A 24,323-nucleotide genomic window follows, 5' to 3' on the forward strand; every position below is an offset into this window, starting at 1 on the left:
ATTATTCAGCGAACGTGTCGTTGAACGGGTTGACCAGTGCGTCGGCAATCAGCTGCTGCTGTTCGCGGACGTGGTCAGCCATGTGACCGGCAGCCGGCGACGCCGAACGTGCGCGACCGGCGTAGTGCAGGTTCTGGCCATCGGCCAGGCAGAACTGCAGGTGGTGGCGGATCTGGTACCACGCGCCCTGGTTCTGCGGTTCTTCCTGCGTCCACACCACGTCGGTGGCCTTGCCGTACTTCTTCAGCTCGGCAGCCAGCAGCGCACGCGGGAACGGATACAGCTGCTCCACGCGGATGATCGCCACGTCGTCCTGGCCACGCTTGGTCTGGTCTTCCAGCAGGTCGTAGTAGACCTTGCCCGAGCACAGCACCACGCGCTTGACCTTCTTGGCATCGGCATTGGCGTCGCCGATCAGGTGCTGGAACTCGCCATTGGCCAGTTCGTCCAGGGTCGACACGGCCAGCTTGTGGCGCAGCAGCGACTTCGGCGACATCACCACCAGCGGCTTGCGGGTGGTCATGTGCAGCTGGCGACGCAGCATGTGGAAGGCCTGCGCCGGGGTCGACGGCACGACAACCAGCATGTTCTCCAGGGCGCACAGCTGCAGGAAGCGCTCCAGGCGCGCCGAGCTGTGTTCCGGGCCTTGTCCTTCATAGCCATGCGGCAGCAGCAGGGTCAGGCCGGAAATGCGGCCCCACTTGGCTTCACCGGCGGCGATGAACTGGTCGATCACCACCTGGGCACCGTTGGCGAAGTCGCCGAACTGGCCTTCCCAGATGCACAGCGTGTTCGGATCGGTGGTGGAGAAACCGTACTCGTAGGCCATCACCGCTTCTTCGCTCAGCAGCGAGTCGATGACGGTGGCCTTCTCCGGCGAATCCACCAGCTGCCGCAGCGGCATGTAGTAGTTGTCGGTCTTCTGGTCGTGCAGGATCGCATGGCGGTGCGTGAACGTACCGCGGCCGACGTCCTGGCCTACCAGGCGCAGCGCGTGGCCTTCGTCGAGCAGGGTGGCGTAGGCCAGGTTCTCGGCAAAGCCCCAGTCGCCCGCGATCTCGCCGGCGGCCATCTTGCGGCGGTCGTCGTAGACCTTGGCCACGCGCGAGTGCAGCTGCACTTCGTCCGGGATGGTGTTGATCAGCTTGGCCAGCTCGACCAGCTTGTTCTTCTCGACCTTGGTCGAGACCGGGTCGGACAGCTTGCCTTCCAGCAGCTTCGGCCAATCGACGAACAGCGGGCTGGTCGGCGGAGTCTTCTCGACCTTGGCCAGCTCGGTGGTCACTTCACCGGCGTCCAGCTTCTCGCGGTAGGCATCGACCATGGCCTTGCCGGCACCGGCAGCGATCACGCCCGCCTTTTCCAACTGCTCGGCATACATCTCGCGGGTGGTCGGGTGCTTGCGGATCACCTGGTACATCAGCGGCTGGGTGATCGCCGGCTCGTCGGCCTCGTTGTGGCCCCAACGGCGGTAGCACATCAGGTCGATGACCACGTCCTTGGCGAACTTCTGGCGGAACTCGAAGGCCAGCTGCGCGGCGAACACGACGGCTTCCGGATCATCGCCGTTCACGTGCAGCACCGGGGCGGCGATCATCTTCGCCACGTCGGTGGCATAGCGCGTGGAGCGCGTATCCAGCGGGTTGGAAGTGGTGAAGCCGACCTGGTTGTTGACGACGATGTGCACGGTGCCGCCGACGGCGAAGCCGCGGGCCTGCGACATCTGGAACAGCTCCATGACCACGCCCTGGCCGGAGAAGGCCGCGTCGCCGTGGATCAGGATCGGCATGACCTGCTTGCGTGCGGTGTCCTTGCGGCGCTCCTGGCGCGAACGCACGGAACCGGCCACGACCGGGTCGGCGATTTCCAGGTGCGACGGGTTGAACGCCAGCGCCAGGTGCACCGGGCCACCGTCGGTGGCCACGTCGGCGGAGAAGCCCATGTGGTACTTCACGTCGCCGGCCGACGCGTGCTCGTCGTGCTCGAACTTGCCTTCGAATTCGTCGAACAGCTTGCGCGGGTTCTTGCCCAGGGTGTTGACCAGCACGTTCAGGCGGCCGCGGTGGGCCATGCCGATCACCACGTCCTTGACGCCATCCTTGCCGGCGCTGCGGATGATGGTGTCCATCATCGGGATCAGCGAGTCGCCGCCTTCCAGCGAGAAGCGCTTCTGGCCGACGTACTTGGTGTGCAAGTAGCGCTCCAGGCCTTCGGCCGCGGTCAGGCGCTCCAGGGTGCGGCGCTGGGTGTCAGCGTCCAGCTGGTAGTTGCCACCGGCCGCTTCCAGCTTCCTGTAGATCCACTGGCGTTGCTCGACCTCGGAGATGTGCATGAACTCCGCACCGATCGAGCCGGTGTAGGTCGCCTTCAGGCGTGCGAGCAGGTCGCGCAGCTTCATGCGCGGCTGGCCGCCGACGCCGCCGGTGCTGAACTCGCTGTTGAGATCGGCATCGGACAGGCTGTGGAACGGCAGGCCCAGGTCCGGGGTGTTCACCGGCGCGGCCAGGCCCAGCGGATCGAGGCGGGCGTCCAGGTGGCCGCGCGAGCGGTAGGCGGTGATCAGACGACCGACATTGCGCTCGCGCTCGTCGCCCGCACCGGTGCCGGTGCCAGCTTTCAGCGCATCCTTGGCCGCGTCCGCGATGTGGGAGATGACGGCCGAGTGCGGAATGTCACCTGCTTCGCGGCCCTTGAAGCCGTCGAAGTAGGTTTTCCATTTGGGATCGACACTATCCGGGGAGACCAGGTACTGCTCGTACAGGTCCTCGACATAGGAGGCGTTGCCGCCGGCGAGTTGCGAAGATTGCGCAAACTGCTTCAGTTGATTGTCCACGATGGAGGGTGTTGATTCGCTTTGTGGGGTATGGCTTCAGAAGGACCCGGCAGGAAGATGAATAGCCCTGCGCGGGCGCGTTCAAACAGCCAAATTGTACCCCCAACGGGACACGAAGGGGCACCACTGCGGGCATCCCACGTCCGCCGGTGCCGGTTCCAGACAGGTTGGGTCAGCGGCGCCGGCTCAGATGCCGAGCGCGCGCAGTTCGCTGCAATCGCGCGAACGGTCCCAGACGCGCTGCAATTGCTGCCCGAACGGCTGCGAACGTGCCGGCAGCGCGATACCGGCCTCGCCGTCGAGGCGATGGCCGATCAGACGAAAGTAGAAGTCGCCCGCATCGTTGAGCAGGCAGGAAGAGGCCAGCGCGCGGTCGACCGGGTCGCTGACCTCGCGGAACCGGATCACGCTTGGCAAGCGCTGGGCCAGCGCCAGCAGCGGTGCCCCGGCAGAGGCGATCGCAGCGGCATCGTGCACGATCACCCGCAGCTGCTTGTCGTGGCGGGCGGTGACGAAGCGGCGCAGGGCGGCCTGCACCGGCGCCGCGTCGAGCAGTCCCGGGTCCAGCTGGCGGCTGTGCAGCCACAGCTGGCGGCGGGCGCGGTGGACGATGGCCGTGGTGATGGCCACCGCCTCGGCGCGGCGGTCGATCGCGCTGGTCGTGCCCAGCCGGCGGCGCATCTGCTGGTGGCCGATGCCGGCCTCCTCGAACGCCTCGCCTTCCGGCAGGAAGCCCTGGCGGGCATAGAAATCGCGGGCGGGCAGCTGGGCGTGCAGGTGCAGCTCGGCCAGGCCGAGCCTGCGCCCGGCCTCGACCAGTGCCTCCAGCAGGGCCTCACCGACCCCGTGGCTGCGATGGCTGACCAGCACGGCCATACGGCCGATGCGGCCGTCCGGGGCCAGCCGGCCGGTGCCGACCGGCTGGTTGTCACTGTCCAGTGCCAGCACATGGACGCTGACCGGGTCCAGCGCATCGCGTTCCAGTTCCGCGGCGATGCCCTGTTCCTGCACGAACACGCGTTGGCGCACGTCGTGGATGGCAACGTGGGCGTCGGCGTGGCTGACCTGCTGGACCCGGATCATGGTGAGGGCTCAGGCCCGGCCAGTGCTGTCGTCTTCGTCGTCGTCCTCGAAGTTGACGATGACCTCGATACCGTCGTCGTGCACGGTCACGGAGTGGACATCGTCGGACACCGCGTCGGCGTCGATCGCGTCGACGCGGTCACGGCCTTCGACCACTTCGCCGAGGACCACGGCGTCTTCGCCGTCGTCCTCCTCTTCAGCGTCGTACACCTCGTTCGGATCGATCAGCTGGAACACGCCACCGACCAGCAGCTGCTGGAGCACGGCACGGCCCTTGTCGGACAGGCCGCGATAGGCGGCGGCGTCGAGCTGCTCGGCACCGGCCAGGCGCTGGGCGTCCTTCACCGGCAGCGCGAAGTCCTGGCCGCTGACGTACAGGCTGGCGCCGCGCTTGGCCCGGCGCCAGGCCAGGCGTGCCCACGGGTGGCGCTGCAGCAGCAGGCCGGAGGCCAGCGCCTGGACCACTTCCTCCGGTGCCGGTGCGGCCTGGTGGGCCATCACTTCGCCGGCGGCGCGGTAGGTGGTGATGAAGCGACCGAACCAGTCACCCAGCTTGTCCGGGTCGTTCATGCGGATGGCGTTGAGCGCGGTGATCACCCGCGCCATCGCCACCGTGTCGATTTCGTTCGGGTCGGCCGGCACCTTGAGGTCGGCATCCTGGTAACGGATGTTCTCGTCGGCATCGGCGATCAGGGTGTCGAGGTAGTCGCTGATCAGCTCGGCCGAGGACGGCGCGCGCATGCCGAAGGAGAACGTCAGGCAGGGATCCTCGGCGACGCCGTGGTGCGGCACGTTCGGCGGCAGGTACAACATGTCGCCCGGCGCCAGCACCCAGTCGTGGGTCGGCTTGAACACCTTCAGCAGCTTCAGTTCCACGTCCGGGCGGAAGCCCAGCGGTGGCTGCTTGCCCTTGATCGATTCGCTGGCGTCGATCTGCCAGCGGCGGTGGCCGTGGGCCTGCAGCAGGAACACGTCGTACTGGTCGACATGGGCGCCGACCGAGCCGCCGGTGGCGGCGAAGCTGATCATCACGTCATCCATGCGCCAACGCGGCAGGAAGCTGAAGTGCTCGATCAGGGCGCGCACGTCCGGGTCCCACTTGTCCACGTCCTGCACCAGCAGGGTCCAGTCGTGGTTGGGCAGGGCGGGGAACACGTCTTCCTGGAACGGGCCGGTGCGCACGCGCCAGCCGTCCCGGGTCTTGTCGTGCTCGATGAGGCGCGCCAGCACGCCTTCCTCGCAGGCCAGCCCGGCCAGGTCTTCCGGCTGCACCGGGGTCTGGAAGTTGGGGAAGGCGTTGCGGATCAGCAGCGGGCGTTTCTGCCAGAAGTCGCGCAGGAAGGTGGCCGGCGCCATGCCCAGCGGCTGGCCTGGGCGGGCGGTGACTTCAATGAGCGGAGCGGAGGACTTGCGGGCGGCCATGGGGGGAATCCTTGCAGCGGAAAGCGGGAGGGGCGGCGTGGCGGGCCGCCAAGGTCTCCATTGTCCGCCGTTCGTGGGGATTGCGCACGTGCGGTGGTTTGTCGCGGGGTGTCCGGCCAACGGCGGAGCCCCTCGTGGCGGGGGCTGGGTGGGTCGCTGAAAGCAAAAGCCGGGTTTGGCCGGGCGGGTGGGCTGCGCGGGGGACGCTGCAAGTACGTCCCTGTAAGCTTGGCCGCCGCATCCATGCGGCGGACACCCCCGCGCAGCCCACCCGCCCGGCCCCTGACAGTTTCCTGCGCGGCCCGCCACGGAATGAAAGAAGAAAATCAAAGGCAAAAGCGGGTCGCGCGCTCCGCTTGCTCATGCCCTTGTAGAGCCGAGCCCACGCTCGGCTTGCTTTTGCCCACGCGAAAATCAGCCGAGCACGGGCTCGGCTCTACAAAAGACGCTCAAACAAAGAGGGACGCGGCGAAGCCGCGTCCCTCTCTCAAATTCCGTCCCGACAACCCAACGCTCTTCGATCCGTCCCCGGGAATCTGTCAGAGGTGGGGCGGGAGGGGCCAGCGGGACCGTTGGCGCCATGGATGGCGCCATCGAGCCCCCATGGAAGGGTTCACGGCGTGTCCCGCTGGCCCCTCCCGCCCCGCCCAGCTCGCAGCAATCCAGAGCCTGGATCGCTGTTGCTGTTGCTGTTGCCTGCCGCAGGCAGCGCCCGCGGCCGCCGCCGCAAGCAAACCCCTTAGATCTTCTTCGCCAGCGCCTCGGCCAGGCCGGTGTAGCTGCCCGGGGTCATCTCGAGCAGACGCTGCTTCGCATCCGCCGGCAGCTCCAGCCCCTGCACGAACGCACGCATCGACTCGGCCGTGATGCCCTGGCCGCGGGTCAGCGCCTTCAGCTGCTCGTACGGGTTCGGCAGGCCATGGCGGCGCATCACCGTCTGCACGGCCTCGGCCAGCACTTCCCAGGCCGCATCCAGATCCGCATCCAGGCGCTGCGGGTTCACTTCCAGCTTGCCCAGGCCCTTGGCCAGCGAATCCAGTGCCACCTGGCTGTGGCCGAACGCGGTGCCCAGCGCACGTAGCACGGTGGAATCGGTCAGGTCACGCTGCCAGCGGCTGATCGGCAGCTTCGCGCTGAAGTGCTCGAACAGGGCGTTGGCGATGCCGAAATTGCCTTCCGCATTCTCGAAGTCGATCGGATTGACCTTGTGCGGCATCGTCGACGAGCCGACTTCGCCTTCCTTCAGGCGCTGCTTGAAGTAGCCCAGCGAGATGTAGCCCCAGATGTCGCGGGCCAGGTCGATCAGGATGATGTTGGCGCGGCGCGCGGCATCACCGATCTCGGCGACGTTGTCGTGCGGCTCGATCTGCGTGGTGTACGGGTTGAACACCAGGCCCAGGCCGGTCACGAAGCGCTCGGCGAAGGCCGGCCAATCCACGTCCGGGTAGCTGGCCACGTGCGCGTTGTAGTTGCCGACCGCACCGTTGATCTTGCCGGTCAGTTCGACCGCGGCGATCTGCCGGCGCTGGCGCTCCAGGCGGGCGACCACGTTGGCCAGCTCCTTGCCCAGCGTGGTCGGCGAGGCGGTCTGGCCATGGGTGCGCGACAGCATCGGCTGGCCGGCCTGGGCGTGGGCCAGGGTGCGCAGGGTGCTGGCGATGCCGTCCAGGGTCGGCAGCAGCACTTCACGGCGGGCCTGTTCCAGCATCAGGCCGTAGCTGAGATTGTTGATGTCCTCGCTGGTGCAGGCGAAATGCACGAATTCCAGCGCCGGGGCCAGCTCTGCGTCATCCTTCAGCTGTTCCTTGATGAAGTACTCCACCGCCTTGACGTCATGGTTGGTGGTGCGCTCGATCTCCTTCACGCGTGCAGCCTGGGCCGGGCTGAAGCTGGCGGCCAGGGCGCGCAGGCGGGCGACGGCGGCGTCGGAGAACGGGGCCAGTTCGACGATGCCCGGCTCGGCGGCCAGCGCCAGCAGCCATTCCACCTCGACCGTGATGCGGGCCTTGATCAGGCCGTACTCGGAGAAGATCGGGCGCAGGGCGTCGACCTTGCCGGCATAGCGGCCATCGAGCGGGGACAGGGCGAGCAGGGCGGAATCGGACATGTCGGCAGGGCTGGGGCGAGCGGCGGGGGCCATATTCTACGACGTGCCGGGCAGGCGTGCCCTGTAGAGCCGAGCCTACGCTCGGCTGCTCCGGGTAATCCTGCGCCCACGGGCCAGCCGAGCGCAGGCTCGGCTCTACAACACGGCCCTGCGGATGAAACGATCTGGCCCGCGCTCGTCATCCCACGCTGCGGGCAAGGGAGTATCGTTGGCGCAGCCGCCAGCCCGGGAAGCGACACCCTGCCAGCCGCCGCTTCCCTTTCCCCAACTGAAGTAGTGCGGAGTTGATGCAATGAGCAAAGCTGCAAGCAAGGGTTTCAGAATCGAACACGACAGCATGGGCGAGCTGCAGGTGCCTGCCGACGCCCTGTGGGGCGCGCAGACCCAGCGTGCCGTGCAGAACTTCCCGGTGTCGGGCCAGCGCATGCCGCGCGGTTTCATCCGTGCCCTGGGCCTGGTCAAGGGCGCCGCTGCGGGCGTCAACGCGGAGCTGGGCCATCTGCCGAAGAACGTGGCCAAGGCCATCCAGACCGCTGCCGCCGAAGTGGCCGCCGGCAACTGGGATGCGCAGTTCCCGATCGATGTCTACCAGACCGGTTCGGGCACGTCGTCGAACATGAATGCCAATGAGGTCATCGCCACACTGGCCAACCGTGCCGGCAAGGCGGGCAAGACCGCCGTGCACCCCAATGACCACGTTAACCAGGGGCAGAGCTCCAACGACGTGATTCCGACCGCGCTGCGCGTGTCGGCGGTGTTGGCGACGCATGAGCAGCTGCTGCCGGCGCTGGTGCACCTGCGCAAGACCCTGGACAAGAAGGGCCGCAGCCTGCGCAAGGTGGTCAAGACCGGCCGTACCCACCTGATGGACGCGATGCCACTGACCTTCGAGCAGGAGTTCGGCGCATGGTCGGCACAGCTGGCCTCGGCGCAGGAGCGGATCGAAGACAGCCTCAGGCGCGTGCGCCGCCTGCCGCTGGGTGGCACCGCCATCGGCACCGGCATCAATGCCGACCCGCGCTTCGGCGCGCAGGTGGCCAAGGCACTGAAGCAACAGACCGGTTTCAAGTTCGACAGCGCCGAGAACAAGTTCGAGGGCCTGGCCGCGCAGGATGATGCCGTGGAACTGTCGGGCCAGCTCAATGCACTGGCCGTGGCGCTGATCAAGATCGCCAATGATCTTCGCTGGATGAATGCCGGTCCGCTGGCCGGGCTGGGCGAGATCGAACTGCCGGCGCTGCAGCCGGGCAGCTCGATCATGCCGGGCAAGGTCAACCCGGTGATTCCGGAAGCGACCGTGATGGCCTGCGCGCAGGTGATCGGCCACCACACGGCAATCACCGTGGCCGGGCAGACCGGAAACTTCCAGCTCAACGTCACCCTGCCGCTGATCGCGGTGAACCTGCTCGATGGCATCGGCCTGCTGGCCAATGTGTCGCGGCTGCTGGCCGACAGCGCGATCGCCGGGTTGAAAGTGCGCGAGGACCGTGTGGCCGAAGCGCTGGCGCGCAATCCGATCCTGGTCACGGCATTGAATCCGATCATCGGCTACGAGAAGGCCGCGGCCATCGCCAAGCGTGCCTACAAGGAACAACGCCCGGTGCTGGACGTGGCACTGGAAGACAGCGGGCTGGAGGAGGCCGAATTGCGGCGCCTGCTGGATCCGACCGCACTGACCGCAGGTGGCATCCAGGCTGGCGGTGGTGGCGCCGGCGGTTGATCTGCTGGTTGTAGAGCCGAGCCCATGCTCGGCTCAGGTTCCGGGCAGCAGCCGAGCATGGGCTCGGCTCTACAAAAGGAAACGCCGCCCTGGGGCGGCGTTTCTGCTTCAGCGACGGTCGGCGACGATGTTGCCGAACGTGTCGGTGTAATCCTTGAACTCGGGTATGCGCTGGATCAGGTCCGCCGGAATCACTTCCATGCCCTCCGGCGGCTGGATCTTCACCGGTTGCATGTTGGGATCGGCCGGAGCGGCGACCAGGGTGTTCTGGCGCAGCACCTGCAGCTTGCCGAACATCGTCTGCAGCATCTGCTTCTGCCCCTGGTCCAGCGGGATCTGGATCTCGTCCACCTTCATCGTGCCATCGCCGAGGATGATGATGTTCGGTGCCGGCGGGCGACGCACGGTCACCATGCCTTCGCTGACGGAAATCTTGGGCTTGCCGCGCTCGGCGCGGTGGTTGCGGTAATCCTTGTCACAGCCGACCAGGCCCAGGCAGAGCAGGGCGGCCAGCAGCAGGAACAACTTCTTCATGGCATTCGGTTCGGGGGCGTCCGGGCCCGCCATTGTAAGCCGGCCGGCGCACGACGGCCGGCAGCGGGACGCCGCTGCCGGCCGGGTGCGCTGATCTGTCACAGGCCTAGCGCTGGACCACGGTGTCCTTGCCGCAGTCGTCGACGTCACTCTGGTCCATCGTTGCGTAGGGCTTGAACGCCGGCAGCGATGCGGCCAGGGCCTGCTGGCTGGCCAGCATCGCCGGCAGGCGCTCGCAGATGCGCTTTGCCTGGGCCTCGATCTTCGCCGCCTTGGCGTTGATCCGCTTCTCGATGCCATCGCTGTCGCCACTGAAGATGCCCTTCAGCGCTTCGCTGGCAGCATCGGTGCCGAGTTTGGCGCCGGCCAGGCCGATCTCCATGCCTTCATTCGCCACGGCCACCACCTGGCTGCGGTATGCCAGCAGCTGGCGGCGCTGGTTGGCGTCGGCCGGTACATCTTTGCCGTCGATCAGCAGACGGCCGTCGGGGGTGATCTCGGCCTGTGGCTGGTTGGAGGAAGAAATCCTGATGTTGCCCTCGGTGATTTCCTTGCGGGCATCGTCCATGGCCTCCTTGATGGTCTGGCCGACGCCGCTGGTGGCCTCGGCGACGCTCTTGCCGATGGTCTTGTCGGGTGCGGAAGAAGTGCCGCCGCAGGCGATCAGCGGCAGGCACAGCAGGGTGGCAGGCAGCACGCGCAGCAGATTCATGGCAGTTTCCTCGATCGATCCGTTAGCGGTTACTTTTTACGGGGCAGGGTGACGGTGCCACTGACGTTGCGGTGGCCGACATCGCCGCTGCCGCTGTGGTCGACGGTCAGGCTGCCGCGCACGCCATCGACCTGGATGTCCCCCGAGCCGTGGCTGCGCACATGCACATTGCCGCCGATGTCGGACAGATCAACATCGCCCGAGCCGACCACACCGACCTCGACGTTGCCTTGCACGCGCTTGAACCCGATGTCGCCGGAACCGACCGTGTCCAGTCGTGCGTTGCCGCGGACATCGCTGATCTTCAGGTCACCCGAACCGACAGTGCCGGTGACCGCATCGCCACCGATGTTGCGCACCTTGACGTCGCCGGAACCCAGCGAAAGCAGGTTCAGCGAACTGCCGCCATCAATGTCCAGGTCGCCCGAACCCACCGCTGCGTGGATGCTGCCGCGGGTGCCACGCACGATGGCATCACCGGAGCCGACATCCACGCTCAGCGACTGCGCGTTGTCCACGCTGGCGTCGCCGGAGCCGACCTTCAGCTGCAGGGGCAGGTTGTCCGGCACGCTGCCACGGATGTCCAGCCAGGCGTAGCTGCTGCCCAGGCTGATGCTGCTGTCGCGGCCCTCGCGGCGCAGGCTCACCACCAGCTTGTCGCCCACCCTGCGCTGGTCCAGTACCAGCTGGTCCAGCCATTCCTGGCTGGACGCGCAGGCGCGGCCATCGAGCTGGCCAGTGCCCTTGCCGGCGACGACCTTCAGGTCGTGCTGGTTGACCTCGAGCACCACAGCCCTGGCACCGGCCACATCCAGCTTCAGCGTGCGGGCGGCGGTGAACTTGCAGTTCGGAGCATCGGCGGCCAGCGCCGACAGCGGCAACAGCAACAACGCAGAACAGGCGAGCAGGGAACGCATGGGTGGTGCCTCCGGGTGGATGGAATCAGATCTCGCCGGCGCGCTTGCGCAGACGGATGGCAAGGACGATGAACACGGCGCCGACGGCGGCGCCGATCCACAGTTCCGGCATCGCCAGTGACTTCAGCTGCGAGGCCGGCGACATCAGGCTGACCACCGATTCGAGGTCGCGACGCGTGCCTTCCTCGGCGCTGAGGCGATACACCAGGTCCGTGCCCGGTACGCCGCCCAGCAGCAGCCGGCCAACGATGTTCTGCCAGAACCAGCCCGTGGTCAGGCCGATCAGCGGCATCACCTTGGTCGTGCTGACGATGACGCCGGCGAACAGCGGCAGCATCACCGCCCACAGGAACGGCTTGCTGCGGGCCCAGGCCGAGCACAGCAGCAGCCAGCCGGCGGTGGGCAGGGCCCACAGGGCGTAGACCGGGATCCAGGCCAGGTGGCCGGCGGCCAGGGTCAGCGGGCTGGCGGGGCCCCAGATCAGGGTCATTGGGCTGCCGCCGTGCATCAGCGCGACGATGCTGATCACCAGCATGAAGCCGAACATGGTGATGATGCCGGCGATCACCGCGATCAGCGGGGCCATGATCAGTGCGCTGATCACCTTGGACAGCACGGTCTGGGTATCCGACAGCGGCAGTGACTTCCAGAACAGGATGCTGCGGTCGCGGCGGTCGTCGTACAGGGCACCCAGGCAGTAGAAAAACACCACGAAGGCCAGTACCAGGAACGGCCAGGCCGAGCTGAGCACCAGGGTCAGGTCGAGGCCGTTGCCGAGGTCAGCCAGGTCCTTGGCACTGATGTCGCGGGTCAGCAGGGCCAGGTCCAGGCCGTTGATGTTCACGTCTTCGCCGTCGATGTGCAGGCCACCATCACGCGCGGCCCGGTGCAGGGCGAACAGGCCGAAGGCGATGCCGATGGTGCTCATCACCAGCGAGATCAGGCCGGCGATCAACGGTGCATACAGGAAACCGCCACGGTTCTCCCAGTACTCGCGCTTGAGCAGCCAGCGCAGGGTGCCCATCGGGCTGACGGGGTGGTTGACGGCATTCATGCGTAGGTCCCCTTCATGATGGCGACGAACAGATCGGCCAAGCCCGGGCTGCGGGTCTCGCCAAGGGTGGAGAGCTGGGTGCGCGGCACGCCATCGAACAGCATCACGGTCTTTCCGAACGCCAGGCTGCGCTCGTCGATCGGCTTCAGCGCACGCGCGGTCTCCAGCTGGTCGGCGTTGACCAGCAGCTCGGTGTAGCGCTGGCCGACGTCGTCCATGTCCGCGTCGAGCACGATGCGGCCATCACGGATGAACATGACGTCGCTGAGGATGTGCTCGATCTCTTCCACCTGATGGGTGGTGACGATGATGGTCTTCTGTTCGTCGAAGTAGTCCTCCAGCAGGCGCTGGTAGAACTCCTTGCGATAGAGGATGTCCAGGCCGAGAGTGGGCTCGTCCAGCACCAGGATGCGGGCGTCGATGGCCATCACCAGCGCCAGGTGCAGCTGCACGATCATGCCCTTGGACAGTTCGCGCACGCGCTGCTTCGGTTGCAGCTTGGTATTGGCCAGGAAGCGCTCGCAGCGGGCCCGGTCGAAGCGCGGGTGCACGCCGGCGACGAAGTCGATCGCCTCGCGCACCTTCAGCCAGCGCGGCAGCACGGCGACGTCGGCGATGAAGCAGATGTCATTCATCAGCTCGTCGCGATGCAGTCGCGGATCGCGGCCGAGCACGCTCAGGTCGCCTTCCACCGAGGTGAGGCCGAGGATGGCCTTCAGTGCGGTGGTCTTGCCGGCGCCGTTGGGGCCGATCAAGCCGACGATGCGCCCGCTCGGAATGCTGAAGCTGGCGTTGTCGAGGGCTACCGTGGTCCTGTAGGCCTTGCGCAGGCCTTGCGCGGTGATGACGGGTTCGCTTGCAGTGCTGTTCATCAGACGTTCCCCTGGGGCAGCAATTCGTCGAGGCTCAGGCCCAGGCGCTGAATGCGCTCCAGCACCGCGGGCCATTCTTCGTTGAGGAAGCGCTCGCGCTCGCTGCTGCGCAGCTGCGTGGCCGCCTGCTCGGTCATGAACATGCCCAGGCCGCGGCGCTTCTCGACCAGGCCTTCATCGGCCAGTTCCTGGTAGGCGCGCGAAACGGTGATGGGGTTGAGTTGATAGTCGGCGGCCACCTGGCGCACCGAAGGCAGGGCATCGCCCGGCTTCAGGATTCCGTCGAGCATCATGGCGATCACGCGCTCCTTCAATTGACGGTAGATGGGAGCGCCGTCGCTCCACTGGATGTCGCTCATATTCAGCTCCGTGGGGTCAGCGGCTGGGCGAACGAGAAATACGGCATGGACAGGGAGCTGTGCAGCCGACGCGGGGGAGGGGGGGAGGAATCGGCGTTCCCGGCCGGTGCAGCGGTTGCGTCCTGCGCACTGTCGGGAGAGGCGGGGGTGGTGGGCGTGGCCAGCCAGGCCAGCACGATCAGGGTCGAAACAGCAGCGGCCGCGGGTGCGGTGAGGTTGCGACGGATGCGGGCGTTCATGGCTTCCCCCTGTCTCAGGTGACTGGTGTTGTATGCAACTATAACACCGGCACGCCTGGGTGCAACCCCCTGCCGTCCCCAACTGATGGCAGGGGTGGTCGAATTGCTGAAATATCCTCTTATCCATTTGATTGGAAAGGGAAATAAATTTGATGTGCGGGCTGATCCAGTTCCGCCTGCCATTCAGTGTTGTCCATGCTATGTCATCACTGCGCCGTCGTTGGTAAGGCCAGCGGGAAGACGCCACGCCGCGCAAAGCCGCTGGCGCTTGCCGCAACAGGTGCCGCAACAGGTGCCGCAACAGGGGGAGGCGGGGGGGCGGTGCTATAGTTCGGCCGATTCCCGGCCGCTACCGGCCGGCCCTGTGAATGGCTACCGCGGACCGCTCTCGATGCCCCTGCCGACCGTTATCCCGCGCCGCCTGCGCGGCCTGTCCCTGCTGACCCTGCTGGTGGCCGGCCTGGCCGGTTCCTCCCATGTGCTGGCGGCCGATCTGCTGGACCTGGAGTACCGCCCACTCGCGAGCAAGCAGCAGGTCAACCTGCAGCAGCGCTACCACGGGCAGGTACTGCTGGTGGTCAATACCGCAAGCAAGTGCGGCTATACCCCTCAGTACGAAGGCCTGGAGGCGCTGCAGAAGCGTTATGCCGGCCGCGGCTTTGCCGTGCTCGGTTTCCCGTCCAACGATTTCAAGGGCCAGGAGCCCGGTGACGAAAAGCAGATCCAGGATTTCTGCACGCTCACCTACGGCGTCAGGTTCCCGATGTTCGAGAAGGTGCATGTCGTCGGTGCACAGGCCACGCCGCTGTACCAGAGGCTGACCGCGGCCACCGGCGTGGCGCCGGGCTGGAACTTCCACAAGTACCTGGTCGGCCGCGATGGCAAGGTCATTGCCCAGTTCGCCAGCAAGGTAACGCCGGACGATCCGCAGCTGACCGCCGCCATCGACAAGGCGCTGGCCGCAGCCGCCACGCATTGATATCCGGCACGGATGCCTCGACATCGACGGCATGCGTGCGACAATGTTTCTTTTCGCGCCGACGTCGGCGCCCAGACACTTCCAGGAATGCAGCGAATGAAGATGGGAATGCGCGGCGCCGCGGCGTCGGTTCTGATTCTGGCGATGGGCACTTCGGGTGTCGCTCTGTCGCAACAACCGGCTGCCCCCGCAGCCGCCAAGGAGACCGCAACCTTGAATTCCCCCAAGCAGAAGCTCGGCTACGCCATCGGCCTTGATGTCGCCAAGTCGTTCACCCCGATCGCCGATGAGATCGATGTGGCCGCGCTGCGCACTGCCGTGGAGCGTTCGTTCGAAGGCCTGCAGCCGCAGATCACCCAGGAACAGGCCAAGGCCACCGATGCCGCGTTGCGCCAGGTCGTGATGGCCCGCAGTGGCCAGCAGGTGCCGGGCATGGCGCCGGGTTCGCAGCCGCCGAAGGTCGATCGCGTCAAAGTGTCGCAGATGATCGGTTCGTACTCGGTCGGCCCGTCGCTGGCACAGCTGAAGGACGACATCGATGTCGCCTCGCTGTTTGACGCGATCAGCACAGGTCTGAGCAAGGGCCAGCCGAAGATGACGGAAGCTGACGCGACCGCCACCATCCAGGCCTTCATGGGCAGCAAGCAGGCCGAGATGCAGGCCAAGGCCGCCGCCGCTGCGCAGACCAACCGCGAGGAAGGCAACGCGTTCCTGGCCAAGAACAAGACCCAGCCGGGCGTAGTGACCACCCCGTCTGGCCTGCAGTACCAGATCATCCGCCCGGGTAGCGGCGAGCGCCCGCTGCCGAGCAGCAAGGTGCGCGTGAACTACGAAGGCAAGCTGCTCAACGGCACTGTGTTTGACAGCTCCTATGGTCGCCAGCCGGCCGAGTTCGGCCTGGACCAGGTGATCAAGGGCTGGACCGAAGGCGTCGCGCTGATGCCGGTCGGTTCGAAGTACCGCTTCTGGATCCCGGGTGAGCTGGCTTACGGTGAGAACGGCACCCCGGGTGGCCCGATCGGCCCGAACGCGACTCTGACCTTCGACGTCGAGCTGCTGGGCGTCCTGCCGTAAGCGACCACGGAGCCTGCACGGACATGCGCGTTGCGATTTTCGGTACCGGTTATGTAGGGCTGGTGACCGGTACCTGCCTGGCCGACGTCGGCCACCAGGTGGTCTGCGTCGATATCGACCAGGCCAAGGTCGATGGCCTCAACCAGGGCATCATCCCGATCTATGAGCCGGGCCTGGAGCCGATGGTGAAGGCCAACCACGCCGCGTCGCGGCTGGCGTTCACCACCGATGCCGCGGCCGCGATCGGCCACGGCCAGGTCGTGTTCATCGCCGTCGGCACGCCGCCGGACGAGGATGGCAGTGCCGATCTGCAGTACGTGCTGGCTGTGGCCCGCACCATCGGGCGGCACATGAGCGTGCCGACCGTGGTGGTCAACAAGTCGACGGTGCCGGTGGGCACCGCCGACAAGGTGCGTGCCGCCATTGCCGCAGAGTTGGCGGCACGTGGCGCGGACATCGCCTTCGATGTGGTGTCCAACCCGGAATTCCTGAAGGAAGGCGACGCTGTCGCCGACTGCATGCGCCCGGATCGCATCATCATCGGCGCGACCAGCGCCGAGTCGGTGGCGGTGATGCGGCGCCTGTACGCACCGTTCAACCGCAACCACGACCGCGTGGTGGAAATGGACGTGCGTTCGGCGGAGCTGACCAAGTACGCCGCCAACGCGATGCTGGCGACCAAGATCTCGTTCATGAACGAAATCGCCAACATCGCCGAACGTGTCGGCGCCGATGTCGAGCAGGTCCGCCAGGGCATTGGCTCGGATCCGCGCATCGGCTGGCATTTCATCTACCCGGGCGCCGGTTACGGCGGCTCGTGCTTCCCCAAGGATGTGCAGGCGCTGGCCCGCACCGCGCAGCAGGCCGGCCTGGAGCCGAAGCTGCTGAACGCCGTGGAAGCGGTCAACGATGCGCAGAAGGGCCATCTGTTCGCTCTCATCCAGCGTCATTACGACAAGGGTGAAGACGAAGGTGTGCGTGGCAAGACCTTTGCCGTGTGGGGCCTGGCGTTCAAGCCGAACACCGATGACATGCGCGAAGCCTCCAGCCGTCGCCTGCTGGCGCAGTTGTGGGAAGGCGGCGCGACGGTGCGTGCCTACGATCCGGAAGCGATGCACGAGTCGCAGCGCATCTTCGGCGAGCGCGATGATCTGGTGTTCTGCAGCAGTGCAGACGAGGCGCTGCAGGGGGCCGATGCACTGGTCGTGGTGACCGAGTGGAAGCAGTTCCGCAGCCCCGATTTCCAGATGCTGCGCGAGCAGTTGAAGGACGCGGTGGTGTTCGACGGCCGCAACCTGTACGAGCCGGCGGATGTGGAAGCGGCGGGCCTGGCGTACTACGGCATTGGCCGGGGGCGCTCGCTGCATGTCTGATCTGCTTACAACCGAACGCGAGCAGGCGCTGGAAGCGCGCCTGGTCGAACTGGAAATGCGCGTGTCCTTCCAGGAACAGGCGCTGGCCGAACTGAGCGATGCGCTGGCCGATGCCCGCATGCAGGGCATGCGCAACGCCGACGTGCTGCGCGTGCTGCTGGAAGACCTGGGCAAGGTCCGCAACGCGCTGAATTCTTCCGATCCGGCGAGCGAACCGCCGCCGCCGCACTACTGATCCGAATCCTATGAGCGATACCCTCCGCGACCAGCTGATGGGCCTGGGCTTCAAGCCTGCGCCCAAGCCCGAGCGCAAGAATGATGGCCCCCGCCGTGATGGTCGCCCGCAGGGCAAGGGTGGCAACGGCAATGGAAAGCCGCAGGGCGCTGGCAAGGGCGAGCACAAGCCCGGCGAGCGTCGTGGGCATGGCCACGGCGGCCCGGGCAAGCCCGGCCAGTCACGTGGCCCAGGCCAGCAGGGCCCGCGCAAGCCGCGCAGCGCCGAAGAGATGGACCTGGCCAAGGCCTACGCCATCCGCGCGCAGAAGGAAAAGGAAGAGCGCATCGAGACCGAGCGCCTGAAGCAGGAAGAGGCGCGTGTGCGCCGCGAGGCCAAGGCCAAGCTGGAAGAACTGCTGAAGGACAAGAGCCTGAACTCGGAAGCGGCCGATATCGCCCGCCACTTCCCATATGGCGGCAAGATCAAGCGCATCTATGTGACCGCCGAACAGCTGACCGCGCTCAATGCCGGCGAGCTTGGGGTGGTCCAGCTCAATGGCCGCTACCTGCTGGTGACCGCCGAGGTGCTGGCGCAGTCCGAGGCGGTGTTCGCCGCGTCGGTGGCGCTGAAGGTCGATCCGAATGCGCCGGCCGAGGAGGATCCGTACGCGGACCCGCAATACCAGGTGCCGGACGACCTGGTCTGGTAATGGACTGAGTTGCCTGCCACGCCCGCCGACGTGGCAGTTGGGGGAGGGGCAGGATGACGGCTGATGCAGGGCGCGGTTACGTACCGCACATCGATGGACTGCGCGCGATCGCCGTATTGGCGGTGATCGTGTTCCACCTGGATCCGGCCTGGCTCCCGGGTGGCTTCACCGGCGTGGACGTGTTCTTCGTCATTTCCGGTTTCGTGGTGAGTGCTTCGGTGCACCGCCTGCCGCCACTGTCGCTGGGGGCATCGACGCTGCGCTTCTACGCGCGCCGCATCCGCCGTATCGCTCCGGCCCTGGTTGCCTGCCTGATGGTCACCGCGGTGGCCAGCGTGCTGTTCATCCCCGAATCGTGGTTGAGCGAGGCCAGTGACAAGACCGGGCTGATGGCCTTCTTCGGCTTCAGCAACTGGGTGTTGGCCGCGGTGGGCAACGACTACTTCGCGCCCAAGGCCGAGTTCAATCCCTATACCCACACCTGGTCGCTGGGTGTGGAAGAGCAGTTCTACCTGCTGTTTCCGCTGCTGTTCCTGGCCTGGGCACGGGGCGCGCGTGGGCGCTGGCTCAGCGTGGGCCTGTTCGCGCTGGTCAGCGTCGCATCGCTGCTGCATGCGGCGGTACTGGGCCTGCGCGAGGCCCCGCCTTCCTGGGCCTTCTACGCAACGACCACGCGGTTGTGGCAGCTGGGCGCAGGTGTGCTGCTGTTCCAGCTGTTGCACGTGCGCGCATCGCTCGATCCACTGACCCAGCGCTCGCTGGCCCGCAGCAGGTGGGTGTTCTCGCTGCTGGCCGCGCTGTCGCTGGCCCTGCTGGGCTGGGCGCTGTGGACGGCGCGCGCCGGGCATTCACCTTGGCCGGACGGCCTGCTGCCGGCCTTCGCGACGGCGGGCCTGCTGTGGGCCCTGCACAACCATCCGCAGGCCTGGATCGGCCGCGTGCTGGCCTGCGCGCCCATGCGCCGCATCGGCCTGCTGTCCTACTCGCTGTACCTCTGGCATTGGCCGGTGTTCGTGCTGATGCGCTGGACCGTGGGCCTGGATACGCCGCTGCAGATGCTTCTTGCGATGCTGTTGGTGGGCGTGTTGTCCTGGCTGTCGTGGCGCTGGGTGGAACAGCCTTTCCGTGGCCCGTTGGCGCCGCGGGCGACTTCGCTGCGCTGGGTGGTGATGGGGGCGCTAGTGTTGGTAGGTGCCGGCGGGATCCAGTTCGGCCTCTATCGCGAGGCGCACTGGATTTCGTTGAGCACGGTCACCCGACATCCTGCCGACTGGTATCCGGAAGGTCGCGGTGCGGCGGCTGACTATCCCGGTTGCGAACTGGTGGCAGGCAAGCATCCGTTCGCTGGCGGCAATGCCCGCTCATTCGCGCGTCGCGCATGTGACCACGCGCGGGTCGAGGGTTTCCCGCAACGGATCTTCGTCGCCGGTGACTCGCATGCGATGGCATATACCGAACTGTTGAGACGCGTAGCCCTTGAGACGGGCGCTACCGTGATCCTGTACGGGCGCGGTGGTTGCCCGCAGGTAAGCCTGCAGCGATGGCGGGGGGCTGGTGGTGGCTGCAGCGACTACGATGCTGCCGTGCGCGCCGACATCCAGCACCAGGCACGGGCAGGCGATGCGGTAGTGCTGGTGTCGCTGCGCATGCCGCGCCTGTCCGACCAGTACATCCTCTTCGATGCTGCCGAGAAGCTGGCGGATGAACGATCGCCGCGTGCGGCTGAACTGCGCTCGGCCGAGGTGCCCGAGGAGATCGCGCTGTGGAAGCCTGTGGCCGAACAGGGCGTGCGTATCGTGCTGGAAGCGCCCAAGCCGGTATTGCCGGCACCGCCGTATCGCTGTTCAGACACCTTCAACGCCAGGAACGCCATTTGTCGCAATGGTGTCGACAGCACCCGCGCGGACATGGATGCGCTGCGTGCACCGATGCTGGGCAGCCTGCAGCAGGTGGTTGATGGCCTGCCCGGCGCAGTGATGTGGGATCCGCTGCCGGTGTTGTGCGATGCCACCCTGTGCCCGGCACAGCGCGATGGCCGGCCGCTGTACTTCGATGGCGATCACCTTAGTGGCTATGGCAACCGCGTGCTGCTGCCGTCGCTGCTGCAGGTACTGCGGCAGCACTGAAGCGGGGCAGAGCGCTCAACCCGTGCGTGCGCCGCTGCGCCGCGCACGGATCAACGGCAGGCTCAGCGCGAAGAAGCACAGCAGCGCACCGACCAGCGCGAAGCCGCTGCCGGCCAGGAACGCGGTGCGGCCGTCGTCGATCTTCCACAGTTGGCCGGCAATGAGCGCGCCCAGCACACCGCCGACACCGGACGAAAAGCCGTACAGCAGTCCTTGGCCGTGGCCGTTGAGACGACCGGGAAAGCAGGTCGCCAGCATCTGCATCGCTGCAGCGAAGAACGCGGCAAAGCCCAGCGCGTGCGCGGTCTGCGCCAGCAGCATCACCGGCAGGTTCTCCGGGAACAGTGCTGTCACAGCCCAGCGCAGGCAGGAACTGACCAGCGCGATCAGCAGCATCCAGCTGGCGTCGTAGCGGCGGAAGAAGCGGCCGATGGTGAAGAACACGCCCACTTCGAAGACCACGCCGATGGTCCACAGCAGGCCGAGGGTGGAGGTACGGTAACCGTGATGGTCCATGTAGACCGAAAAGAACGTGTAGTACGGGCCGAACGACAGCTGTTCCATGAAGGCGGCCAGGAAGAACGCCAGCACCGGCGGCCGGCGCACGATCTGCCAGAAGCCGCTGGCGTCACCCGCAGTCTTGCCGATGCCGCGCGCGTAGTGATTGCTGAAGGCCGAGGCAACCAGCAGCACGAACAGGGGCAGCATCATCCACGGCAACAATCCGGCGTGGTTGCCGGCGCCATCGCCTTCGATCAGCCAGCCGAACAAGGTGACCACGGCGATGAAGCCGAGCGAACCCCAGACCCGGATCAACCCGTAACGATGGCTGTCGTTGCCCAGGTGGGTGAGGGTGATCGACTCGAACTGCGGCATCACCGCGTTGTAGAAGAAGCAGAACACGATCATCGCCGGGTACATCCACGGCTGCGGCAGTGGCAGCAGGAAGGCAGCGAAGCTGAGCAGGGTCAGCACGCAGCCGACGCGCAGCAGGCGGATCGGCCGCGGTGATGCGGCCGCCAGCGAGGTCCAGGTACTGGGTGCGATCACGCGGGTGGCGTACCACAGGCCCATCATCACGCTGATCGCGGTCACGCTCATGCCGCGCGCGGTCAGGAACAGGCTCCAGTACGGCGTGAACGCGCCGAGCGCCGCGTAGTAGAACAGGTAGAAACTTGAGAGGCGGGCAACGGGAACGGTCATCGCGGGAATAATGCACGGTAGCGCCGGGCCATGCCCGGCGGACGGGAGATGACGCCGGGCATGGCCCGGCGCTACCGCCTCATTCGGGGTCGTAGTCGAGGTTGGAGGCCAGCCAGCGTTCGGCTTGGGCGCGGTCCACGCCCTTGCGCCGGGCATAGTCGGTGACCTGTTCGCGGCTGAGCCGCCCGACCACGAAGTACTGGCTCTGCGGATGGCTGAAGTAGTAGCCCGAGACAGCGGCCGTGGGCAGCATCGCGAAGCTCTCGGTCAGTTCCATGCCCGCGTTCTTCTCAGCCTGCAGCAGGTCGAACAGGCGGCGCTTCTCGCTGTGCTCGGGGCAGGCCGGGTAGCCCGGTGCCGGACGGATGCCGCGGTACTGCTCGTCGATCAGGGCCTCGTTGTCCAGCGTCTCGGCGCGGTCGTAGCCCCAGAATTCGGTGCGCACGCGCTGGTGCAGGCGCTCGGCCAGCGCCTCGGCGAAGCGGTCGGCCAGTGCTTTCAGCAGGATCGCGTTGTAATCGTCATGCTCGGCCTCGAAGCGCGCGACGTGGGCGTCGATGCCGATGCCGGCGGTGACAGCGAACGCGCCGATCCAGTCCTGCTTTCCGCTGTCGGCCGGTGCAATGAAATCGGCCAGGCAGAAATCCGGGCGTTCGGCTGGCTTGTCCACCTGCTGGCGCAGGAAGTGCAGGGTGGTTTCGCCCTGTGCGTGCTGCACGCGGACATCGTCGCCGATGCTGTTGGCCGGCCACAGGCCGAACACGGCCTTGGCCGTCAGCCACTTCTCGCCGACGATGCGCTCGAGCATCGCACGGGCATCCTTGTACAGCTCGCTGGCCTGGGTACCGACGATCCCGTCGGTGAGGATCGCCGGGAACTTGCCGGCCAGCTCCCAGGCCTGGAAGAACGGCGTCCAGTCGATGTAGTCGACCAGTTCGGCCAGGGGATAGTCGTCGAACACGTGCAGGCCGGGCTGATTCGGTGTCGGCGGAGTGTAGTTGTCCCAGCCGCCATGGAATTTCTGCGCGCGCGCATGTTCCAGTGTGACCAGGCGCTTGGCGTCGCCCCGGTTGCGGTGGCGTGCGCGGATTTCGGCATAGTCGGCTTCGTTGGCGGCAACGAAGGCCTCGCGCAGATCACGCGAGATCAGCGACTGCGCCACGCCAACCGCGCGCGACGCATCCTTCACCCACACTGTCGGCGCCTTGTAGTGCGGGTCGATCTTCAGCGCGGTATGCGCACGCGAAGTGGTCGCGCCCCCGATCAGCAGCGGCAGGTCGAAGCCCTGGCGCTCCATCTCGCGGGCGACGTGGCTCATCTCCTCCAGGGACGGGGTGATCAGCCCGGACAGGCCGATCAGGTCTGCGTTGTGCTCGCGGGCAGCATCGAGGATCTTCTGCGCCGGCACCATCACGCCGAGGTCGACCACGTCGAAGTTGTTGCAGGCCAGTACGACGCCGACGATGTTCTTGCCGATGTCATGCACATCGCCCTTCACCGTGGCCATGATGATCTTGCCGTTGCTCTTGGCGGTGTCACCGCTGCGCGCCTTTTCCGCCTCGATGTAAGGCAGCAGGTAGGCCACGGCCTTCTTCATCACGCGCGCGGATTTCACCACCTGTGGCAGGAACATCTTGCCGGCGCCGAACAGGTCGCCGACGATGTTCATGCCGTCCATAAGCGGTCCTTCGATCACGTCCAGCGGGCGGCTGGAGGCCTGCCGGGCCAGTTCGGTGTCTTCCTCGACGAAGGCATCCAAGCCGTGTACCAGGGCATGTGCCAAGCGCTGTGCCACCGGCTTGTCGCGCCAGGCCAGATCTTCGGTCTTCGCCGCGCCCTTCTTGCCCTTGTAGCGCTCGGCGATCTCCAGCAGGCGCTCGGTGGCATCGCTTCGACGGTTGAGGATCACGTCCTCGACACGCTCGCGCAGGTCCGGCTCCAGTTCGTCGTAGATCGGCATCGCGCCGGCGTTGACGATGCCCATGTCCATGCCGGCGGCGATCGCGTGGTACAGGAACACCGAATGGATGGCCTGGCGCACGGTTTCGTTGCCTCGGAACGAGAACGAGACGTTGGAGACGCCGCCGGAGACATGGCAGTGCGGAAGGGTCTGCTTGATGATGCGGGTTGCTTCGATGAAGTCCACGGCGTAGTTGTCGTGCTCTTCGATGCCGGTGGCGACGGCGAAGATGTTCGGGTCGAAGATGATGTCCTGCGGCGGGAAGCCGATCTCGTCGACCAGGATGCGGTAGGCGCGTGTGCAGATCTCGACCTTGCGCGCACAGGTGTCTGCCTGCCCGGCCTCGTCAAACGCCATCACCACTGCCGCGGCACCATAGCGCAGCACCTTGCGCGCGTGCTCGCGGAACAGCGCTTCGCCTTCCTTCAGCGAGATCGAGTTGACCACGCTCTTGCCCTGCAGGCATTTCAGGCCGGCCTCGATCACGCTCCACTTTGAGGAGTCGACCATCACCGGGATGCGCGCGATGTCCGGCTCGGACATGATCAGGTTGAGGTAGCGCGTCATCGCCGCTTCCGAATCGATCAGGCCCTCGTCCATGTTGACGTCGAGGATCTGCGCGCCGCTGGCCACCTGCTGGCGGGCCACGTCCACCGCCTCCTCGTAGCGGCCTTCCTTGATCAGCTTGCGGAACTGCGCGCTGCCGGTGACGTTGGTGCGTTCGCCGACATTGATGAACAGCAGGTCCGGGGTGATGACCAGAGGTTCCAGGCCGGACAGGCGGGTAGGGCGGACAGGCGTCATGGCAGGCGTCGGCTCAACAGCAGTAG

The 24,323-nt window shown here is 66.5% G+C and carries 20 protein-coding genes; 7 read left to right on the forward strand and 13 right to left on the reverse strand.

Annotation, left to right across the window (positions count from 1 at the left end; all coding sequences use genetic code 11):
- Position 1 precedes the first annotated feature (1 nt).
- The 4 genes from AC5P74_RS05195 to purB form a co-directional block, all read right to left on the reverse strand.
- Positions 2-2,833 (reverse strand): 2-oxoglutarate dehydrogenase E1 component, encoded by a 2,832-nt coding sequence (locus tag AC5P74_RS05195; protein WP_206619995.1) that lies wholly within the window; start codon positions 2,831-2,833, stop codon positions 2-4.
- Positions 2,834-3,019: 186 nt separating this feature from the next.
- The gene (locus tag AC5P74_RS05200; RefSeq protein WP_346607537.1) at positions 3,020-3,916 is read right to left on the reverse strand and encodes a GNAT family N-acetyltransferase; all 897 of its coding nucleotides are present in this window, start codon (positions 3,914-3,916) and stop codon (positions 3,020-3,022) included.
- Between the two features lie 9 nt (positions 3,917-3,925).
- Positions 3,926-5,338, reverse strand: a complete 1,413-nt coding sequence (locus AC5P74_RS05205) for a ribosomal protein uL16 3-hydroxylase (protein WP_346607536.1) — start codon at positions 5,336-5,338, stop codon at positions 3,926-3,928.
- Positions 5,339-6,077: 739 nt separating this feature from the next.
- A complete protein-coding gene (gene purB / locus AC5P74_RS05210; protein ID WP_171957303.1) occupies positions 6,078-7,445 on the reverse strand; it encodes an adenylosuccinate lyase in 1,368 nt (455 codons plus the stop codon).
- A 292-nt stretch (positions 7,446-7,737) separates the two neighbouring features.
- Here purB and AC5P74_RS05215 point away from each other — a divergent pair, with 292 nt between their 5' ends.
- Complete coding sequence (locus AC5P74_RS05215) at positions 7,738-9,165, forward strand: class II fumarate hydratase (RefSeq protein WP_005417504.1); 1,428 nt, start codon at positions 7,738-7,740, stop codon at positions 9,163-9,165.
- A 108-nt stretch (positions 9,166-9,273) separates the two neighbouring features.
- Here AC5P74_RS05215 and AC5P74_RS05220 read toward each other — a convergent pair whose 3' ends face one another.
- The 7 genes from AC5P74_RS05220 to AC5P74_RS05250 all read right to left on the reverse strand — a co-directional run bounded on the left by AC5P74_RS05220 (position 9,274) and on the right by AC5P74_RS05250 (position 13,852).
- Positions 9,274-9,699 (reverse strand): hypothetical protein, encoded by a 426-nt coding sequence (locus AC5P74_RS05220; RefSeq protein WP_053499474.1) that lies wholly within the window; start codon positions 9,697-9,699, stop codon positions 9,274-9,276.
- Between the two features lie 106 nt (positions 9,700-9,805).
- The gene (locus AC5P74_RS05225; protein WP_206621095.1) at positions 9,806-10,411 is read right to left on the reverse strand and encodes a DUF2884 family protein; all 606 of its coding nucleotides are present in this window, start codon (positions 10,409-10,411) and stop codon (positions 9,806-9,808) included.
- A gap of 29 nt (positions 10,412-10,440) precedes the next feature.
- The gene (locus AC5P74_RS05230; protein WP_070490448.1) at positions 10,441-11,328 is read right to left on the reverse strand and encodes a GIN domain-containing protein; all 888 of its coding nucleotides are present in this window, start codon (positions 11,326-11,328) and stop codon (positions 10,441-10,443) included.
- A 25-nt stretch (positions 11,329-11,353) separates the two neighbouring features.
- The gene (locus AC5P74_RS05235) at positions 11,354-12,382 is read right to left on the reverse strand and encodes an ABC-2 transporter permease (RefSeq protein WP_346608062.1); all 1,029 of its coding nucleotides are present in this window, start codon (positions 12,380-12,382) and stop codon (positions 11,354-11,356) included.
- Positions 12,379-13,254, reverse strand: a complete 876-nt coding sequence (locus AC5P74_RS05240; RefSeq protein ID WP_053499451.1) for an ABC transporter ATP-binding protein — start codon at positions 13,252-13,254, stop codon at positions 12,379-12,381. The genes AC5P74_RS05235 and AC5P74_RS05240 overlap by 4 nt, the downstream gene beginning before the upstream one ends.
- Complete coding sequence (locus AC5P74_RS05245; protein ID WP_005417481.1) at positions 13,254-13,613, reverse strand: GntR family transcriptional regulator; 360 nt, start codon at positions 13,611-13,613, stop codon at positions 13,254-13,256. The genes AC5P74_RS05240 and AC5P74_RS05245 overlap by 1 nt, the downstream gene beginning before the upstream one ends.
- A gap of 2 nt (positions 13,614-13,615) precedes the next feature.
- Positions 13,616-13,852, reverse strand: a complete 237-nt coding sequence (locus AC5P74_RS05250) for a hypothetical protein (protein WP_032954303.1) — start codon at positions 13,850-13,852, stop codon at positions 13,616-13,618.
- A 391-nt stretch (positions 13,853-14,243) separates the two neighbouring features.
- Here AC5P74_RS05250 and AC5P74_RS05255 point away from each other — a divergent pair, with 391 nt between their 5' ends.
- The 6 genes from AC5P74_RS05255 to AC5P74_RS05280 all read left to right on the forward strand — a co-directional run bounded on the left by AC5P74_RS05255 (position 14,244) and on the right by AC5P74_RS05280 (position 20,330).
- Positions 14,244-14,831, forward strand: a complete 588-nt coding sequence (locus AC5P74_RS05255) for a glutathione peroxidase (RefSeq protein WP_053499455.1) — start codon at positions 14,244-14,246, stop codon at positions 14,829-14,831.
- Positions 14,832-14,927: 96 nt separating this feature from the next.
- Entirely contained in the window at positions 14,928-15,905 is a 978-nt protein-coding gene (locus tag AC5P74_RS05260; RefSeq protein WP_014037761.1) for an FKBP-type peptidyl-prolyl cis-trans isomerase, read from the forward strand.
- A gap of 23 nt (positions 15,906-15,928) precedes the next feature.
- On the forward strand, positions 15,929-17,278 hold the full coding sequence (locus AC5P74_RS05265; protein ID WP_053499456.1) for a UDP-glucose dehydrogenase family protein: 1,350 nt from the start codon (positions 15,929-15,931) through the stop codon (positions 17,276-17,278).
- Positions 17,271-17,513, forward strand: a complete 243-nt coding sequence (locus AC5P74_RS05270; RefSeq protein WP_495204837.1) for a SlyX family protein — start codon at positions 17,271-17,273, stop codon at positions 17,511-17,513. Before AC5P74_RS05265 ends, AC5P74_RS05270 begins: the two co-directional genes overlap by 8 nt.
- Positions 17,514-17,523: 10 nt before the next feature.
- Positions 17,524-18,204 carry a DUF2058 domain-containing protein gene (locus AC5P74_RS05275; protein ID WP_005417446.1) on the forward strand — a complete coding sequence of 227 codons (681 nt, stop codon included), beginning with the start codon at positions 17,524-17,526 and terminating at the stop codon, positions 18,202-18,204.
- Positions 18,205-18,257: 53 nt separating this feature from the next.
- The gene (locus AC5P74_RS05280) at positions 18,258-20,330 is read left to right on the forward strand and encodes an acyltransferase family protein (RefSeq protein WP_053499460.1); all 2,073 of its coding nucleotides are present in this window, start codon (positions 18,258-18,260) and stop codon (positions 20,328-20,330) included.
- A 15-nt stretch (positions 20,331-20,345) separates the two neighbouring features.
- On the opposite strand, the gene AC5P74_RS05285 is transcribed toward AC5P74_RS05280, so the two are convergent.
- Together AC5P74_RS05285 and metH are read right to left on the reverse strand one after the other, a co-directional pair.
- Positions 20,346-21,533 carry an MFS transporter gene (locus tag AC5P74_RS05285; protein WP_053499462.1) on the reverse strand — a complete coding sequence of 396 codons (1,188 nt, stop codon included), beginning with the start codon at positions 21,531-21,533 and terminating at the stop codon, positions 20,346-20,348.
- 79 nt (positions 21,534-21,612) lie between these two features.
- Positions 21,613-24,297 (reverse strand): methionine synthase, encoded by a 2,685-nt coding sequence (gene metH, locus AC5P74_RS05290; RefSeq protein ID WP_206620449.1) that lies wholly within the window; start codon positions 24,295-24,297, stop codon positions 21,613-21,615.
- Between the last annotated feature and the right edge of the window lie 26 nt (positions 24,298-24,323).

The sequence above is a fragment of the Stenotrophomonas sp. YJH_SMC_94-11 genome (assembly GCF_059370435.1).

Coding starts and splice junctions, on each gene's coding strand:
- AC5P74_RS05200 (WP_346607537.1), bottom strand. CDS start 3,916: ATGATCCGGGTCCAGCAGGTCAGCCACGCCGACGCCCACGTTGCCATC.
- AC5P74_RS05205 (WP_346607536.1), bottom strand. CDS start 5,338: ATGGCCGCCCGCAAGTCCTCCGCTCCGCTCATTGAAGTCACCGCCCGC.
- purB (WP_171957303.1), bottom strand. CDS start 7,445: ATGTCCGATTCCGCCCTGCTCGCCCTGTCCCCGCTCGATGGCCGCTAT.
- AC5P74_RS05215 (WP_005417504.1), top strand. CDS start 7,738: ATGAGCAAAGCTGCAAGCAAGGGTTTCAGAATCGAACACGACAGCATG.
- AC5P74_RS05220 (WP_053499474.1), bottom strand. CDS start 9,699: ATGAAGAAGTTGTTCCTGCTGCTGGCCGCCCTGCTCTGCCTGGGCCTG.
- AC5P74_RS05225 (WP_206621095.1), bottom strand. CDS start 10,411: ATGAATCTGCTGCGCGTGCTGCCTGCCACCCTGCTGTGCCTGCCGCTG.
- AC5P74_RS05230 (WP_070490448.1), bottom strand. CDS start 11,328: ATGCGTTCCCTGCTCGCCTGTTCTGCGTTGTTGCTGTTGCCGCTGTCG.
- AC5P74_RS05235 (WP_346608062.1), bottom strand. CDS start 12,382: ATGAATGCCGTCAACCACCCCGTCAGCCCGATGGGCACCCTGCGCTGG.
- AC5P74_RS05240 (WP_053499451.1), bottom strand. CDS start 13,254: ATGAACAGCACTGCAAGCGAACCCGTCATCACCGCGCAAGGCCTGCGC.
- AC5P74_RS05245 (WP_005417481.1), bottom strand. CDS start 13,613: ATGAGCGACATCCAGTGGAGCGACGGCGCTCCCATCTACCGTCAATTG.
- AC5P74_RS05250 (WP_032954303.1), bottom strand. CDS start 13,852: ATGAACGCCCGCATCCGTCGCAACCTCACCGCACCCGCGGCCGCTGCT.
- AC5P74_RS05255 (WP_053499455.1), top strand. CDS start 14,244: ATGCCCCTGCCGACCGTTATCCCGCGCCGCCTGCGCGGCCTGTCCCTG.
- AC5P74_RS05260 (WP_014037761.1), top strand. CDS start 14,928: ATGAAGATGGGAATGCGCGGCGCCGCGGCGTCGGTTCTGATTCTGGCG.
- AC5P74_RS05265 (WP_053499456.1), top strand. CDS start 15,929: ATGCGCGTTGCGATTTTCGGTACCGGTTATGTAGGGCTGGTGACCGGT.
- AC5P74_RS05270 (WP_495204837.1), top strand. CDS start 17,271: ATGTCTGATCTGCTTACAACCGAACGCGAGCAGGCGCTGGAAGCGCGC.
- AC5P74_RS05275 (WP_005417446.1), top strand. CDS start 17,524: ATGAGCGATACCCTCCGCGACCAGCTGATGGGCCTGGGCTTCAAGCCT.
- AC5P74_RS05280 (WP_053499460.1), top strand. CDS start 18,258: ATGACGGCTGATGCAGGGCGCGGTTACGTACCGCACATCGATGGACTG.
- AC5P74_RS05285 (WP_053499462.1), bottom strand. CDS start 21,533: ATGACCGTTCCCGTTGCCCGCCTCTCAAGTTTCTACCTGTTCTACTAC.
- metH (WP_206620449.1), bottom strand. CDS start 24,297: ATGACGCCTGTCCGCCCTACCCGCCTGTCCGGCCTGGAACCTCTGGTC.